At 72.3% G+C, this 15,036-nt stretch carries 14 protein-coding genes; 8 read left to right on the top strand and 6 right to left on the bottom strand.

Annotated elements, in window-relative coordinates; all coding sequences use genetic code 11:
- Positions 1-60: 60 nt before the first annotated feature.
- Positions 61-936 carry a 1,4-dihydroxy-2-naphthoate polyprenyltransferase gene (locus EFL26_RS03910; protein ID WP_123221571.1) on the bottom strand — a complete coding sequence of 292 codons (876 nt, stop codon included), beginning with the start codon at positions 934-936 and terminating at the stop codon, positions 61-63.
- Positions 937-969: 33 nt separating this feature from the next.
- Between EFL26_RS03910 and EFL26_RS03905 the strand changes: the two genes are divergently transcribed.
- The 6 genes from EFL26_RS03905 (at position 970) to EFL26_RS03880 (ending at position 8,445) form a co-directional block, all read left to right on the top strand.
- Complete coding sequence (locus EFL26_RS03905; protein WP_245999993.1) at positions 970-1,989, top strand: AMP-binding protein; 1,020 nt, start codon at positions 970-972, stop codon at positions 1,987-1,989.
- On the top strand, positions 1,982-2,917 hold the full coding sequence (locus EFL26_RS03900) for an o-succinylbenzoate synthase (RefSeq protein WP_123221570.1): 936 nt from the start codon (positions 1,982-1,984) through the stop codon (positions 2,915-2,917). The genes EFL26_RS03905 and EFL26_RS03900 overlap by 8 nt, the downstream gene beginning before the upstream one ends.
- Positions 2,918-2,933: 16 nt before the next feature.
- Positions 2,934-4,526, top strand: a complete 1,593-nt coding sequence (gene menD / locus EFL26_RS03895) for a 2-succinyl-5-enolpyruvyl-6-hydroxy-3-cyclohexene-1-carboxylic-acid synthase (protein WP_123221569.1) — start codon at positions 2,934-2,936, stop codon at positions 4,524-4,526.
- 37 nt (positions 4,527-4,563) lie between these two features.
- Positions 4,564-6,414: a Na+/H+ antiporter gene (locus tag EFL26_RS03890; RefSeq protein WP_123221568.1), complete on the top strand. Its 1,851-nt coding sequence runs from the start codon at positions 4,564-4,566 to the stop codon at positions 6,412-6,414.
- A 183-nt stretch (positions 6,415-6,597) separates the two neighbouring features.
- Positions 6,598-8,154, top strand: a complete 1,557-nt coding sequence (locus EFL26_RS03885; RefSeq protein ID WP_148046620.1) for an autotransporter outer membrane beta-barrel domain-containing protein — start codon at positions 6,598-6,600, stop codon at positions 8,152-8,154.
- 18 nt (positions 8,155-8,172) lie between these two features.
- Entirely contained in the window at positions 8,173-8,445 is a 273-nt protein-coding gene (locus EFL26_RS03880) for a transposase (protein WP_123221566.1), read from the top strand.
- Here EFL26_RS03880 and EFL26_RS03875 read toward each other — a convergent pair whose 3' ends face one another.
- From EFL26_RS03875 to EFL26_RS03865, 3 genes are all read right to left on the bottom strand, one after another.
- Positions 8,446-8,877: an Lrp/AsnC family transcriptional regulator gene (locus EFL26_RS03875; protein ID WP_123221565.1), complete on the bottom strand. Its 432-nt coding sequence runs from the start codon at positions 8,875-8,877 to the stop codon at positions 8,446-8,448. It lies immediately after the preceding gene.
- Between the two features lie 55 nt (positions 8,878-8,932).
- Positions 8,933-9,541: a LysE family transporter gene (locus EFL26_RS03870; protein ID WP_123221699.1), complete on the bottom strand. Its 609-nt coding sequence runs from the start codon at positions 9,539-9,541 to the stop codon at positions 8,933-8,935.
- 92 nt (positions 9,542-9,633) lie between these two features.
- Positions 9,634-11,121 (bottom strand): flavin-containing monooxygenase, encoded by a 1,488-nt coding sequence (locus tag EFL26_RS03865; RefSeq protein WP_123221564.1) that lies wholly within the window; start codon positions 11,119-11,121, stop codon positions 9,634-9,636.
- Positions 11,122-11,194: 73 nt separating this feature from the next.
- Here EFL26_RS03865 and EFL26_RS03860 point away from each other — a divergent pair, with 73 nt between their 5' ends.
- Together EFL26_RS03860 and EFL26_RS03855 are read left to right on the top strand one after the other, a co-directional pair.
- Positions 11,195-11,836, top strand: a complete 642-nt coding sequence (locus tag EFL26_RS03860; RefSeq protein ID WP_123221563.1) for an MBL fold metallo-hydrolase — start codon at positions 11,195-11,197, stop codon at positions 11,834-11,836.
- Between the two features lie 85 nt (positions 11,837-11,921).
- The gene (locus tag EFL26_RS03855) at positions 11,922-12,824 is read left to right on the top strand and encodes a TauD/TfdA dioxygenase family protein (protein WP_123221562.1); all 903 of its coding nucleotides are present in this window, start codon (positions 11,922-11,924) and stop codon (positions 12,822-12,824) included.
- 7 nt (positions 12,825-12,831) lie between these two features.
- Here the strand turns inward: EFL26_RS03855 and EFL26_RS03850 are convergent, their stop codons facing one another.
- Together EFL26_RS03850 and EFL26_RS03845 are read right to left on the bottom strand one after the other, a co-directional pair.
- A complete protein-coding gene (locus tag EFL26_RS03850) occupies positions 12,832-13,662 on the bottom strand; it encodes an NAD(P)H-binding protein (protein WP_123221561.1) in 831 nt (276 codons plus the stop codon).
- 36 nt (positions 13,663-13,698) lie between these two features.
- Entirely contained in the window at positions 13,699-14,991 is a 1,293-nt protein-coding gene (locus tag EFL26_RS03845; protein ID WP_123221698.1) for an isochorismate synthase, read from the bottom strand.
- Between the last annotated feature and the right edge of the window lie 45 nt (positions 14,992-15,036).

Raw genomic sequence — 15,036 nt, 5'->3', positions numbered from 1 at the left:
GGGTGGAACCGGCCAACCGTGGGGCGGTATCACCTCACTGGACGGGCGGTTTCGCGCAACTCAACGAGCGATGAGGAGGCCGGCGAAGAGACCGGCGGCGTAGAGCAGCTCGCCGAGACCGGTGAGCTGGAGGACGGGGATGAGGTCGCGACCCCGGGCGCCGTCGGTCACGGTGTGCACGGCCCGGAGCAGCAGGACGAACGCCACCAGGCCCAGCAGCGCCCACCAGCTCGTCGTCGCGGCGACCGCGACCAGGGCGAGCAGCGCAGCGCTGACCAGGCCGCCGTACAGCATCCGGGTGCGACGGTCGCCCAGCTTCACCGCGAGCGTCCGCTTGCCCGACTCGGTGTCGGTGGGGATGTCGCGCAGGTTGTTGGCGACGAGGATCGCGCAGGCCAGTGCGCCGATGCCGATGGCGGCTGACAGGCCCGCCCACGTGAGGTCCTCGGCCTGGACGTACTGCGTGCCCAGCACCGCCACGAGGCCGAAGAACACGAACACCATCACCTCGCCGAGCCCGAGGTAGCCGTACGGCTTCTTGCCGCCGGTGTAGTACCAGGCGGCGAGGATGCTCAGCGCGCCCACGGCGACCAGCCACCACGCCGTCGTGGCCGCGAGCACGAGCCCGACGACCGCGGCCAGGCCGAAGCTGAGGAACGCGGCTCGCTTGACCGCCTCGGGTGCAGCGACCCGGGAGCCGACGAGTCGCAGCGGGCCGACGCGCGCGTCGTCGGTGCCGCGGATGCCGTCGGAGTAGTCGTTCGCGTAGTTCACGCCGACCTGCAGCAGCAGCGACACGACCAGGGCGAGGACGGCCTTCCACCAGACCTCCTGGTGCGACCACGCCGCGACGCCCGTGCCGGCGAGCACCGGGGCGACCGCCGCCGGCAACGTCCTGGGGCGCGCGCCCTCGATCCACTGTCCTGCAGTCGCCATGGGCGGATTCTGGCAGGCACTAGCCTCGGGCTGGTGAGCAGCCTGTGGCCGGTGTCCGGGGACGCCGAGGGGATCCGTGCGCTGCTCCGCGAGTGGGACGCCGCCGACGACCCGAAGCCCCTCGTGATCCAGACCTCCGGGTCGACCGGCCGGCCGAAGCGGGTGATGCTCTCGCGCGCGGCGATGCGGGCCTCCGCGCTGGCCACGCAGGAGCGGCTCGGCGGTCCCGGCCGCTGGCTGCTCAACCTGCCGCCCACGTACGTCGCCGGTGTCCAGGTGCTCTACCGCTCGGTCGTGGCGTGCACCGAGCCGATCCCGTTCCAGGGCTCGTTCAGCGCTACCCGCCACCTCGTCCACGGGCGCGCCTTCGTCTCGTTGGTGCCCACCCAGCTGGTCCGCCTGCTCGAGGACCCGGACGAGACTGCAGCGCTGGAGGACTTCGAGGCCGTGCTGGTCGGCGGCGGCCCGCTGCGGCTGGAGGTGCGCGAGCGCGCCGAGGCGGCCGGTGTGCACGTGGTGCAGACCTACGGGATGAGCGAGACCTGCGGCGGCTGCGTGTACGACGGCGTGCCCCTGCCAGGCGTCGAGGTGCGGATCGACGACGACGAGCAGGTGCTGGTGCGCGGACCGATGCTCTTCGACGGCTACGAGGGCGAGCCCGAGCGCACCGTGGCAGCGTTCCGCGACGGCTGGTTCGTGACCGACGACCTCGGCCACTGGACGCCGGACGGCCGGCTCGCGATCGACAGCCGCGTCGACGACGTGGTGATCAGCGGTGGTGTGAAGGTGCCCGGTCCGGCGGTCGCGGCCGCCCTGCTGGGCCACCCGTGGGTCAACGAGGCCGAGGTGGTCGGCGTACCGGACGACGAGTGGGGCCAGCGCGTGGTCGCCGTGCTGACCGTGTCCGGACCGGTCGCCCTCGACGAGCTCCGCGATCTCGTCGAGCCGCGCAGCTGGGCGCCGCGCGCCCTGGTGGTCGTCGACGAGCTGCCCCTGCTGCCGAACGGCAAGGTCGACCGCGTGACGCTCGAGGAGCTGGCCGCGGATGCCTGAGGCGCACGTGTACTCCATCCCGCTCACCACCCGTTTCCGCGGCATCGACGTGCGCGAAGGGATGCTGCTGCGCGGCGACGCCGGGTGGGGGGAGTTCAGCCCGTTCCTCGAGTACGACGCCGCCACCGCCCGCCCGTGGCTGGCCGCGGCTCGCGAGGCGGCCGACCAGGGCTGGCCCGAGGCAGTCCGCAGCGAGGTCCCGGTCAACGTGACGGTGCCTGCCTGCGACCCCGAGCGGGCGCGCGAGATCGTGCTCGCGTCGAACGGCTGCCGCACCGCGAAGGTCAAGGTCGCCGAGCGCGGGCAGGCGGTGGGCGAGGACGAGGCCCGGCTCGAGGCGGTGCGCGACGCGCTCGGCGCCGACGGGCTGGTCCGGGTCGACGCCAACGGCGGCTGGTCGGTCGAGGATGCGGTCGCGCGCATCCCGCTGCTCGACCGTGCCGCCAGCGGCCTCGAGTACGTCGAGCAGCCGGTCGCCTCGGTCGAGGACCTCGCGGTCGTCCGGCGCCGGGTCGGCGTACCGATCGCGGCGGACGAGTCCATCCGGCGGGCCGAGGACCCCTACCGCGTGCGCGACCTCGAGGCCGCCGACGTCGCGGTGCTCAAGGTGCAGCCGCTGGGCGGGGTCCGGGCGTGCCTGCGGATCGCCGAGGACATCGGCCTGCCGGTGGTCGTGAGCAGCGCGCTCGAGACCAGTGTCGGGATCGCTGCCGGGGTCGCGCTCGCCGCCGCCCTTCCCGAGCTCCAGCACGCGTGCGGGCTGGCCACCGTGCAGCTCCTGGCCGGCGACGTCACCGACGATCCGCTGCTGCCGACCGACGGCGTGCTGGCGGTCCGCCGACCGGACGTCGACCCCGGCCTGCTCGCCCGGTGGGCTGCCGGCCCCGACCGCGAGCGGCACTGGGACCACCGCCTCGCCGAGCTGTAGGGCAGGATCAGTCGACGTGAACGCCACCGAGCTCGCCCGCGCCGTCGTCGACGGGCTGCTCTCGGCGGGTGTCCGTCAGGTGGTGCTCGCGCCCGGATCGCGCAACGCACCCCTCTCCTTCGCCCTGCACGACGCCGCGACCGCCGGCGCGCTCATCCTCCACTCCCGCATCGACGAGCGCACCGCGGCCTTCCTCGCCCTCGGCATCGCGAAGAGCTCCCGGCGACCGGCGGCCGTCGTCACGACGTCCGGCACGGCCGCGGCGAACCTGCACCCCGCCGTCATGGAGGCCGCGCACGCCGGGGTGCCCCTGGTCGCGGTCACCGCCGACCGCCCGGCACGGTTGCGGGGCACGATCGCCAACCAGACGGCCGACCAGGTCGGGCTGTTCGGCACGGCGGCCGTCACGGCGGCCGACGTGGTCAGCCGGGCCGACGTGCTCGAGGGCCTCGACGGACTCTCCCGCGGTCCGGTGCACCTGAACGTCCAGCTCGACGACCCGCTCGTGCCCACCGACCACGGCCGGCCCGTCGTCCGCGACCTGGACGATCCCGAGCGCGAGACCGCCGACGAGCTGCTCCTCGACGCCGGGCCCGCCACCGTGGTCGTCGCCGGCGACGACGCCGGCCCGGCCGCGCGCGTGCTCGCCGAGGTCGCCCAGTGGCCGCTGCTGGCCGAGCCGAGCAGCGGCGCGCGCAACGGCACGCACGCGATCCGGACCTACCGGCTGCTGCTGGGCACGGCCCTCGCCGACCGGATCGAGCGCGTGGTCGTCGTCGGCGCGCCGACCCTGTCCCGGCCGGTGCAGCGGCTGCTCGCGCGCGACGGGCTCGAGGTCGTGGTGAACCGCCCCCGCGGCGTGTGGGCCGACCGCCCGCACCCGGTCTCCTACGAGCACGACGGCGTCTTCGCCGTCTCCGCCCCGGACGACCCGGCCTGGCTCGACGAGTGGCGCTCGGCCGACCGCGTGCTCTCCGACCGGCTCGACCGGCTGGTCGCCGACGAGCCCGAGCTCACGCCGTACGACGTCGCGGCCGCCGTCAACGCCGCGCTGCCCGCCGGCGGACTCCTCCACGTCGGCGCCAGCAACCCCATCCGCGACCTCGACCTGATGGCAAAGCCCTACCCCGTCGGCCAGCACCGGCTGGTGATCGCGAACCGCGGGCTGGCCGGCATCGACGGCACCCTCTCCACCGCGATCGGCGCCGCACTCGGCCGGCCGCGCACGACCCGGGCGCTGGCCTACGTCGGCGACGTCACCTTCCTCCACGACCTGACCGGTTTGGTGATCGGTCCGGACGAGCAACGGCCGGACCTCACGATCGTGGTCGCCAACGACGACGGCGGCTCGATCTTCGCCACGCTCGAGCAAGGTGCGCCCGAGCACCGGGGGCTGTTCGACAAGCTGTTCGGCACCCCGCACGGCCTCGACCTCGCGACGCTCTGCTCCGGGCTGCGCGTCCCGCACTGGCGGGTGCAGGACCGGGCCGAGCTCGAGCACGCCCTGGCGAACCCGAACGGCGGGATCGAGGTCGTCGAGGCCGTCGTACGCCGCGACAACCGGCGTGCACTCGACGAGCGGATCCGCGGTCTCGCCGACGCTCTCTGACCGGCAACCCGCTTGCCCCGGCTGACATGATCCCGGGGTGGACCTGGTCACCACCCTCGTCGCGATCGTCGCCACCGTGCTCGCGACGACCGCCGTCTGCGGACGGCTGGACATGTCTCCGCCGCTCGTCCTGATCGTCGTCGGCATCGTCGGCTCCTACCTCCCCTTCGTGCCCGACGTGCAGCTGCACCCCGAGGTGGTCCTGCTCGGCCTGCTCCCGCCGCTCCTGTACGCCGCGGCGCTGCAGACCTCGCTGGTCGAGTTCAACGTCAACCGGCGACCGATCCTGCTGCTCTCGGTGGGCCTGGTCGCGTTCACGACGGCGGGCGTCGCGGTGCTGGTGCACGCGCTGGTCGACGGCCTCGGGTGGGACGGGGCGTTCGCGATCGGCGCCGTCGTCGCTCCGCCCGACGCGATCGCCGCCAGCGCGATCGCGCGCCGGATCGGCCTGCCCCGCAGGGTCGTGACGATCCTCGAGGGCGAGTCGCTGCTCAACGACGCGACCGCGCTGGTGGCCCTGCGCACCGCGCTCGCTGCGACGGTCGCCTGGCAGGTCGTCGTGCGCGACTTCGCCGTCGCGGCGGGCGGTGGCGTCCTCGTCGGCCTCGCCTTCTTCGTCGGCATCGGCCTGGTCCGCAAGCACGTGACCGACCCCGTGCTCGACAGCGGCCTCTCGTTCGTCACACCCTTCGCGGCGTACATCGCGGCCGAGGAGATCCACGCGTCCGGGGTGATCAGCGTCGTCGTGGCCGGCCTCCTGCTCGGGCACAAGGCGCCGATCCTCCAGGTCGCCCAGTCCCGGATCGCGGAGCGGATGAACTGGCGCTCGATCGCCTTCCTGCTCGAGGGCGGCGTCTTCCTGCTGATCGGCCTGCAGGCCCGCTCGATCATCCGCGACGCCGGCCGCGACGACCTCGGCGGCTGGCGGATCGCGCTGATCTGCGCGCTCACGCTGGTCGCCGTGATCGTGTTGAGGCTGATCTGGGTCTTCTTCGCCCGCTACGCCCTGGTCCGGCCGGGGCCGGACGACACCGGCCACACCCCTCCGTGGACCTTCACCTTCGTGCTCGGCTGGGCCGGGATGCGCGGCGTGGTCACGCTGGCCGCGGCGTTCGTGATCCCGACGGACATGCCCCACCGCGAGGTGCTGCTGCTGATCGCGTTCACGGTCACCGCCGGCACCCTGTTCGTGCAGGGCCTGTCGCTGCCGTGGGTGGCGCGCAGGCTGCGCGTGCCGTCACCCGACCCCGGCGCCGACGCCCTGGCCCGGGCGAACCTGCTCCACCAGGCCTCCCAGGCCGGGCTCGCGAAGCTCGACGAGCTCGAGGAGGAGGATCCGCACGAGGTCAGCGCGACGATCCGCGACCGGGTCCGGCGGCGCGACTACGCGGCCTGGGAGCAGGTGAACATGACCAGCGCCGAGACCCCGAGCGAGATCTACGCCCGCCGGCGCCGGCTGATGATCGACGCCGAGCGTCGCCGGGTGCTGGAGATCCGCTCGACCGGCACCGTGCCGCACGCGGTCGTCGCCGAGGTGCTCGCCATGCTCGACGTCGAGGAGTCGATGCTGGAGTACAGCGAGGGCGAGCGTGCCCGCGTGCGCGCTAGCGTCGGGTCCGTGAGTCGGGCTGACGGATGCGTGGACCTGGAGCACTCGCGCTCGGACGTCGAGCCGAACACACCCGGCGTCTGCGAGGACTGCGTGCGCGAGGGCAACCAGTGGGTCCACCTGCGGCTCTGCCTCGCCTGCGGTCACGTCGGCTGCTGCGACTCCTCGCCGCGCCGGCACGCCACCGCGCACTTCCACGACTCCGCGCACCCGGTGGTCCGCTCCGCCGAGCCGGGCGAGTCCTGGCGCTGGTGCTACGTGCACGAGCTCACCGGCTAGCGCCGGGCTCTTCCACAGGCTGATCCGGACTGCGGATCTGCTCGTCACCGCTGCGGATTCCGCTCGGTTCCGCCGGTGCGCCGCGGATACCGCGGTATCAGCTCCCGGGCTCTTCCTCGGTCGGCTCGGGCAGGTCAGTGTCTGCCTGCGAACGAGCTTCCGGACAGACCAGGAGAACCGATCATGTTGCGTCGCCTTGCGATCTTCGCAGCCCTGTTGACAACTGCGGGTACGACGGGAGTCGTGCTGAGCGCGCCGGCGTACGCCGTCGACCACGTCATCTGCGTGAACAACCCTGTGGGGGTGACGTGCGACCAGAGCTTCGCCTTCCTCGGGACAGCGGTCAACGCCGCGGACTCGAACGGCATGGACGACACCATCGTCCTTGGGCCGGGGACGTACAGCGACGGACCGTACAGCCTGAAGGAGGTCGGCTTCCACGAGGCTCTGATCGGTTCGGGCCAGGGAGCGACGTTCCTGACGCTGCCCGCCGGGGTCATGCAGATCTACCTGAACGTCTACAACTCCACGGTCCGTGATCTCACCGTCCTCATGAACGGGACCACGTCGACCGGCGACGTAGGGCTCGACGCCACGACCTCGATGATCGAGTCCGTCACCGTCGACGGCTCGAACACGAGCAGTGCGACCGGCGTCTTCCTCGACGGGTCGTCGATCTCGGCCTCGACGGTCGACATGGCGAGGTCCTCCGCGTCGTTCACCACCGGGATCAACCACCTCGCAACCGGTTCGGTCACCGACACGACGATCACGGCCAGCTCTGCGTACTACCACTCGATCTCGGGGACCACCGCGACCCTGTCTCGCCTGAAGATCTACGGCGCCTTCGCCGGCATCACCGATATGGCCGGATCGGTCGCGGTCGACGACACCCTCATCGATCTCGGCACCACACCCGAGGGGGCCGGCCTCGCTGCGATCAACGACAACAACGCCAACGGATCCAAGTCGATCGCCGCCGATCACGTGACCGTCCTCGGCGGCGGCAAGTTCTCGGTCGGTGCTGGTGCGTACGCGCGCGCCCCGGGAGCACTCGAGCACGCGAGCATCACGCTGACCAACTCGGTGATCGCGGGCCCGGAGACGTCGCTCTACGTGGAGGCGACGAACGACGGCGCGCAGGGAGCAAACAGCACGGCGACGATCACGACGTCGTACTCCGACTGGTCCACGAGCAAGGTCGTGCAAGGCCCCAACGGGACCGCCGGCATCGCCAGCGGAGCCGGACACCTCGACGTCGACCCCGGGTTCGTCGACGCGGCTGGCGGGGACTACGGACTCGCCGCATCGTCGCCGTTGATCGACATGGGCGCACCGGGCACCGGTGCGCCGACTCAGGACCTGGCTGGGGGCACTCGGGTCCTGGACGGCAACGGCGACGGTGCGGCGGTGCGGGACATGGGCGCCTACGAGGCGCCGGCGAAGGCGGTCCAGGCCGCCCCGGTCACCTCGGTCACCCCGGACACCACGGCACCGAGCACCACGATCACCGCGCACCCGGGCAAGCGGACCGCCAAGCGTCGGGTGACCTTCGGGTTCAGCTCGAACGAGTCGTCCGTGACCTTCCAGTGCCGGATCGACAAGCAGGCCTGGGGCGCCTGCGCCTCACCCAAGCGCGTGCGGGTGACGCGTGGCTGGCACGTCTTCCGCGTCCGTGCCCGCGACGGTGCCGGCAACCTCGACGCGACACCCGCGACCTGGCGCTTCAAGCGCGTCTAACAGGCGGGGCCGACCCAGATGCAGCGCCACTCAGCAGACGCGATCGCCGCTGCTCTCCGCGACGGTGAGCGGCTGGAGCGCGAGGGCAGGACGGTCGCCCAGGTCGCGGCCGAGCTGGGCATCTCGCCGAGCACCTATCGGTCGTGGCGACGACGGTACGGACAGGGGAACGACGGCGACGTCGCCCGGATCAAGAGCCTGGAGCGGGAGAACGCAGCACTGCGCCGCATCCTCGTCGACAAGGAGCTGGAGAACGAGGCCTTGCGCGAGCTCTCGCGAGGGCGCTGGTGATCAGACGACGCGGAGGATGAGCCGGGTCTGCGTGTCGCGGACGCCCCCGGTCTCCTTCATCGCGCCGATCAGGTCGTCGAGCTGGGTCGGGTCGTCGCACGAGGCTCGGAGCAGGTAGTCGGCGGAGCCGGTGAGGTGCACGGTCTCGACCACGTTGGGATGCGCGCGGACGAGTCGCTCGAACTGGGCCGCGTGGTCGGGAGACCGGAGGCGCACGTCGACGAACGCGTGCAGCCGCTTGTCGATCCGCCCGGGGTCCACGTGGGCGTGGAACCCCGTGATGACGCCCCGGGCAAGGAGGCCGCGGACCCGGTCGCGAGCGGCGTTCGGGCTCAGGTTCACGCGCTCCCCGAGCTCGCGGAAGCTCAACCGGGCGTCCTGGCGGAGCAGCTCCAGGATCGCCGCGTCGGTGCTGTCCAGCGTGGCAGCCATGAGGGCATTATCCGGACGGGGTCGATGGCCGGCCCGGATTTTCCTCAGCCCGCCCCTAGAGCAGCGGCTTGAGCGCGAGCACGGCGATCGCGAGGGCCGCCACCACCCCGGTCGTACGCCGGCCCCGCGGACTGGACATCCACGTCCCGAGCCCCACGCCCACCGAGGCGACGAAGACCTGCCAGCTGGCACTGGCCGCGAACGCTGCGAGCACGAACACGAATCCCTCGAGCGGCCCGTGGATCTTCACCGTGCCGCCGATCACGATCGCCGCGAAGTAGAGCACGGTCGCCGGGTTGATCGCCGTGATCGCGGCGAAGGTTGCCCAGGCGCGCAGCGGTGTCCAGGCACGCAACGGCTCCTCGTCGGCGCGCTCCGGCCGGAAGGCGTGCACCAGGGTGAGGCCGGCGATCGCGAGCAGCACGGCCACCGAGACGGCCGTGAGCGTGGAGGAGATCGGCTCGAGCAACCGGGCGACGGCAGTGCCGGCGAGCACCGCCACCGCGGCGTACGCCCCGTCGACGCTGGCGACCCCCAGCCCTGCCGCCGCGCCGGTGCGCCACGACGTGCGCGAGCTGACCGCGACGATCATCACCGCCACGGCGCCCACGGGCACCGCGATGGCGTAGCCGGTCAGGAGGCCGGAGAGCAGGACGTCGAGCACCCGCTGATCGTGGAGCGCGGCGACCACGGAGGCAATGGCGTTTCGAGGCGGTTGCTGCGCAACCGCGCCTCAACCACCGTCTCGGCCACCGATCAGGCGTAGACGTAGTCGTCGAGCGGGAACGCCTCGACGGCGCGGCGGGCGTGCGCCGACGAGGTCGGGCGCAGCAGGACCGCGTCGCCCTCGTTGGTGTAGTAGTAGCTGCGCGCCGTCGCGCACGACCCCTGCACGAACACGGTGTCGTCCATCCGCTCGAGCATGTGCGCGAGGAACTCCTGGTCGGCGCGTTCGGAGATCTCGAAGGTGTGGGCCCCTCGCTGCTGCAGCTCGCCGAAGAGCCGCTCGAGGTGGCGCATCTGCACCTCGATCGTCATGAAGTAGCTCAGGCCCGAGTAGGAGTACGGCGAGTTCAGCGTGACGAAGTTGGGGAAGCCGGCCACCGTCACGCCCTCGTACGCGTGGTAACCCTGCTCGCGCCACAGCTTGCCGAGGTTGCGGCCGTCGCGGCCGATCACCTCGAAGGCGGGGAAGTTCGTGTCCCAGAGGTTGAAGCCGGTCGCGAGCACGAGCACGTCGGCCTCGGTCTCCCGGCCGTCGCCGGTCACCACGCCGGTCGACGTGATGTTGCGGATCGGCGTTGTCTCCAGGGTGACGTGCGGCCGCGTGAAGGTGGGGTAGTAGTCGTTGGAGAACGTCGGCCGTTTGCAGCCGAAGCTGTAGTCGGGGGTCAGCTTGCGCCGCAGCTCGGGGTCGGCGACCTGACGACGCAGGTGTGCCTTCGCCAGCGCAGCGGCGCCCTGGTTGAAGAGCCTGGCCTGCTTGTAGTGCAGGACGCCGGTGACCATGAGCGTCTCCAGCCAGGTGCTGTTCAGCCGGCGGGCCAGGCGCTGGGTCCACGGCTGCGCCGCGAAGAGGTACTGCACGGCGCGCGGGATCCGGAAGTCGGCCTTCGGCGTCACCCAGATCGGCGTGCGCTGGTAGACGGTCATCGCCGCTGCCTGCCGGGCGATCTGCGGGATCAGTTGCACGGCCGTGGCGCCGGTGCCGATCACGGCCACCGTCTTGCCGGTCAGGTCCGCCGAGTCGTCCCACTGCGCGGTGTGGATCACGGTGCCGGCGAAGTCGTGGACGCCCTCGATGTCCGGCAGGCGCGGCTGGGAGAGGAACCCGGTCGCGGTCATCAGGTACGTCGCGGTGCGGGTGCCTGCGCTGGTCGACACGACCCAGTGCCGCTCGTCCTCGTCCCACCGCGCTCCCTCGACCCGCACGCCGAACTCCATGTGGCGGCGCAGGTCGTAGGTGTCCGCGACGTGCTCGGCGTACCGCTTCAGCTCGTGGCCGCGGGCGAACCAGTGCTCCCACCACGGGTTGGGCTCGAAGGAGTAGGAGTAGGTGACGCTGGCGATGTCGACGGCCAGGCCGGGGTAGTGGTTCACGTGCCAGGTGCCACCGAGGTCGTCCTCGCGCTCGAGGATCGCGATGCTGCGGGTCGCGGCGCCGTAGCCGAGCCGCTTCAGGCTGATCGCCGCGCCCATGCCGCCGAAGCCGGCGCCGACGATGATCACGTCGTGGTCAGTCATGAGCCCCACGCTCACTTCCTTGGCCGAACGCTTCTTGAATAGCGTTCAATAGCGGCCACCCTAGTCTGGCTGCATGCGGATCTTCAAGCATGGTCACGCCTGCGTGAGACTCGAGACCGGTGCCCACCACGTCGTGATCGACCCCGGCATGTTCACCGCGCGGGAGGCGGTCGACGGCGCGACCGTCGTCCTGATCACCCACGAGCACCCGGACCACTGGACACCCGACCTGCTCCGCGCGACGCACGCGCCGGTCTTCACGATCGAGGCGGTGGCCCGCCAGATCCGGGAGCAGGCGCCCGACGTCGTGGAGCGGGTCAGCGTCGTGCAGCCGGGTGAGGTCCTCGACCTGGGGCTGCGGGTCGAGCTGGTCGGGGAGAAGCACGCGGTGATCCACCCCGAGCTGCCGCACTTCGACAACAGCGGCTTCTTCCTCACCGCCGAGGGCACCACGGTCTTCCACCCGGGCGATGCCCTGACGGTCCCGCCGACCGTGCCGGACCTGCTGATGCTGCCGGTGAGCGCGCCCTGGCTGAAGGTCTCGGAGTGCATCGACTACGCCCGCGAGGTGGGTGCGCCCCGCTCTCTGGCGATCCACGACGCGGTCTACAGCGAGGCAGGCCTCGGCATCGTCGACGGGCACCTCGGTCGCTTCCTGGCGCCGCGCGAGCAGGAGTACGTCCGCCTGGCCGCCGGCGAGGAGCTCACCGCCTGACGGGGATTCCGTGGCGAGGTTGCAAAGTAATCAATGTCTAGTAAGTTAGAAGACAATGATTGCATCCCCCACCGCAGGAGCCTCCATGACCCTCGACCTTCGCAAGATCACCGCCCACATCGGCGCTCGCGTCCTCGGCGTCGACCCCGCCGACGACCTCTCCGACGACACCGTCGCCGAGCTGCGGGCCGCGCTCGGCACGCACAAGGCGCTGGTCCTCGACGCCCCCGACCTCGACGCCGCCGGGCAGGAGCGCTTCGCCGCCCGCTTCGGGTCGCTGACCGCGGCGCACCCGACGGTGCCCGGGGGCGAGACGCCGCAGGTGCTCGACGTCGACGCCGCGGTGAGCAAGGCGAACGAGTGGCACTCGGACGTGACGTTCGTCGTGAACCCGCCGGCGATCACCACGCTGCGCAGCATCACGGTCCCGGCGTACGGCGGCGAGACGCTCGTGGCCAGCAGCGCCGCGGCGTACCGAAGCCTTCCCGAGCCGCTGCGCCGCTGGGCCGACACCCTCTGGGCGGTGCACACGAACGTCTACGACTACGCCGAACCGCGGCCGCGCAGGACCGCTTCCGAGGCGGCCTACCGCGAGGTCTTCGAGTCCACGCGGTACGAGTCCTCGCACCCGGTCGTGCGGGTGCACCCCGAGACGGGGGAGCGCGGGCTCTTCGTCGGCGGCTTCGTGCGGGGCATCGAGGGGCTTTCCACCACCGAGTCGCGCGACGTGCTCCGGCTCCTCCAGGCGCACGTCACCCGGCCCGAGCACGTGCTGCGGTGGTCGTGGCAGCCGGGCCAGCTGCTGGTCTTCGACAACCGGATCACCCAGCACTACGCGATCGACAATTACGACGACCAGCCGCGTCGGCTCAGCCGCGTGACCGTCGGCGGCGACGTGCCGGTCTCGGTGAGCGGGCAGCGCAGCCGGGCGCTGGTGGGGGACTCCTCGCACTACTCCGCGCTGCCGGAGGAGGACGTCGCGGCGTGAGTCACGCTCAGTGCGCGAGCACGTCCTCCAGCGACCGGGGGTCGTGGCCGGTGACCCGGCGCACGTCGTCGGTGACGGTCTCCATCTGGCCGTCGCGGATCGAGGTGTAGGTGCTCACCCAGGCGTCCAGCTGCCAGTCCTCGGCGTCGTACGCCGCACGCCGGGACGCGTAGGCCTCGTCCTCGGTCTCGTCCTCGAACCGGAGGGTGCGACCGAGGACGGCCGAGGCGCGGGCCGCGAGCTCGGTCAGGGTGAACGCCTCCGGCCCGGTCAGCTCGTAGGTCGCGCCGGCGTGGGCGTCGGGGGAGCGCAGGACGGCGGCGGCGACGTCGGCGACGTCCGCACGGGCGACGGCTGCGACCCGGCCGTCGCCCGCCGGCCCGCGGATCACCCCGTGGGTGTCGGCGAAGAACGGCAGCAGGTCGAGGTAGAAGTTGTCGCGCAGGAACGTGTGCGCGATGCCCGTCTCGGCGATCGCCTGCTCGGCGTCGAAGTGGTCGCGGCCGAGGGTGAAGGTGGCGTCCGGGGCCGCGCCGGCGAACGACGTGTAGACGAGGTGGGAGACCCCGGCTTCTGCGGCGGCGCGGATGAAGGTGCGGTGCTCCTCGCGGCGGGTGCTGCTCTCCGCCGCGGACACCATGAAGAGCACGTCGACCTCGCGGAGGGCCGCGATGCTCGCCTCCAGGTCGGCGTACGTCGCCTGCGCCACCGTCGCGCCGTCGATCTCCGGCACCCGCGAGGCGTCACGCACGACCAGTCTCGGCTGCAGGTCGGCGACCAGGTGCGCGACCCGCCCCCCGACGTGCCCGGTGGCGCCGGTGACGGCGATCGTCCGCATGGGAGGACGGTACGCCGCCCCGGTGCGAGGCCCGGCTCAGCGTGCGGTGAGGGCGTCCCGCACGGGCACGAACTTGGCCTGCGCCTCGGCGAGCTCCGCCTCGGGGTCGGAGTCGGCGACGATCCCGCAGCCGGCGAAGAGCCGCACACGCGTGCCGGAGTACTCCGCCGAGCGCAGCGCGATGCCGAACTCGCCGTCGCCGTGGGCGTCCATCCAGCCGACGGGGCCCGCGTAGCGCCCGCGGTCCATGCCCTCGATCTCCTTGATCATCTCCACGGCGACCTTGGTCGGGGTGCCACCCACGGCGGCCGAGGGGTGCAGCGCCGCTGCCAGCTCCAGCACGGTCGACCCGTCTGTGTCCGGCACCACGCCGGCGACGTCGGTGGCCAGGTGCATGACGTTCGGCAGGTGCAGCACGAACGGCGCCTCCGGCACGTTCATCGAGCTGCAGTGCGGGGCGAGCGCCTCGGCGACCGAGCGGACAGCGTACTCGTGCTCCTCGAGGTCCTTCGACGACCGGGCCAGGGTGGCGGCCAGCGCGAGGTCGCGCTCGTCGTGGCCGGTCCGGCGGATCGTGCCGGCCAGGACGCGGGAGGTGACCAGGCCGCGCTCGCGGCGGACCAGCAGCTCGGGGGTGGCGCCGAAGAGCCCGTCGACGTGGAACGTCCAGCACATCTCGTACGACGTGCCGAGCCGGCGCAGCGGCCAGCGCACGTCCAGCGGCTCGTCGGTGGTGGCCACCAGGTCGCGCGCGAGCACCACCTTCTCCAGCTCGCCGGAGCCGATCCGCTCGACCGCGCGGGCGACGATCGCCTCCCACTCCGCGCTGTCGACGTCACCGTCGGTGAAGACGACGTTGCCCGGTGCGCGTGGCTCGGGCTGCCGCTGCAGCGTGGGTGCCGGGGTGAGCTCGTCGTCGCCGATCAGGGTGATCCAGCAGCGGTCGCCGCGGCGACCGACGACCACACGAGGCACGACCAGCACGCTCTCGCCCGGCTCGTCGGCGAAGGCGAAGCTGGCCAGGCAGACCAGGCCGGAGCCGGGCACGCGCAGGTCGTCGCGCACCACGGCGGCTCCCGCGACCTCGCGCCACCAGTCCACGGCGTCGTCGAACCGACCGCTGCCCGTGGTGCGGATCGAGGCGGCGACGCCCCACCCGACGATGCCCTCGCCGCGGCGCAGCCAGGCGGTCAGGCCGGGGTCCTCACCGGCTCCCTCGGCCGCGTCCGGCAGCAGCTCCAGCAGGGGACCGGGATCGGTGATCTCGGTGGTCCGGGCGACGAGACGGCCGGCGACGGCCTGCGTCGAGGCGCGCGGAGTGCTGGTCACGAAGGTGGAGCCTACGCCCGGGTAGCCACCCACCCGGCTGGGGGT

Source organism: Nocardioides pocheonensis (genome assembly GCF_003725535.1).
In the GTDB taxonomy this organism is placed as follows: domain Bacteria; phylum Actinomycetota; class Actinomycetes; order Propionibacteriales; family Nocardioidaceae; genus Marmoricola; species Marmoricola pocheonensis.
This window is presented reverse-complemented; position numbering and strand designations above follow the sequence as displayed.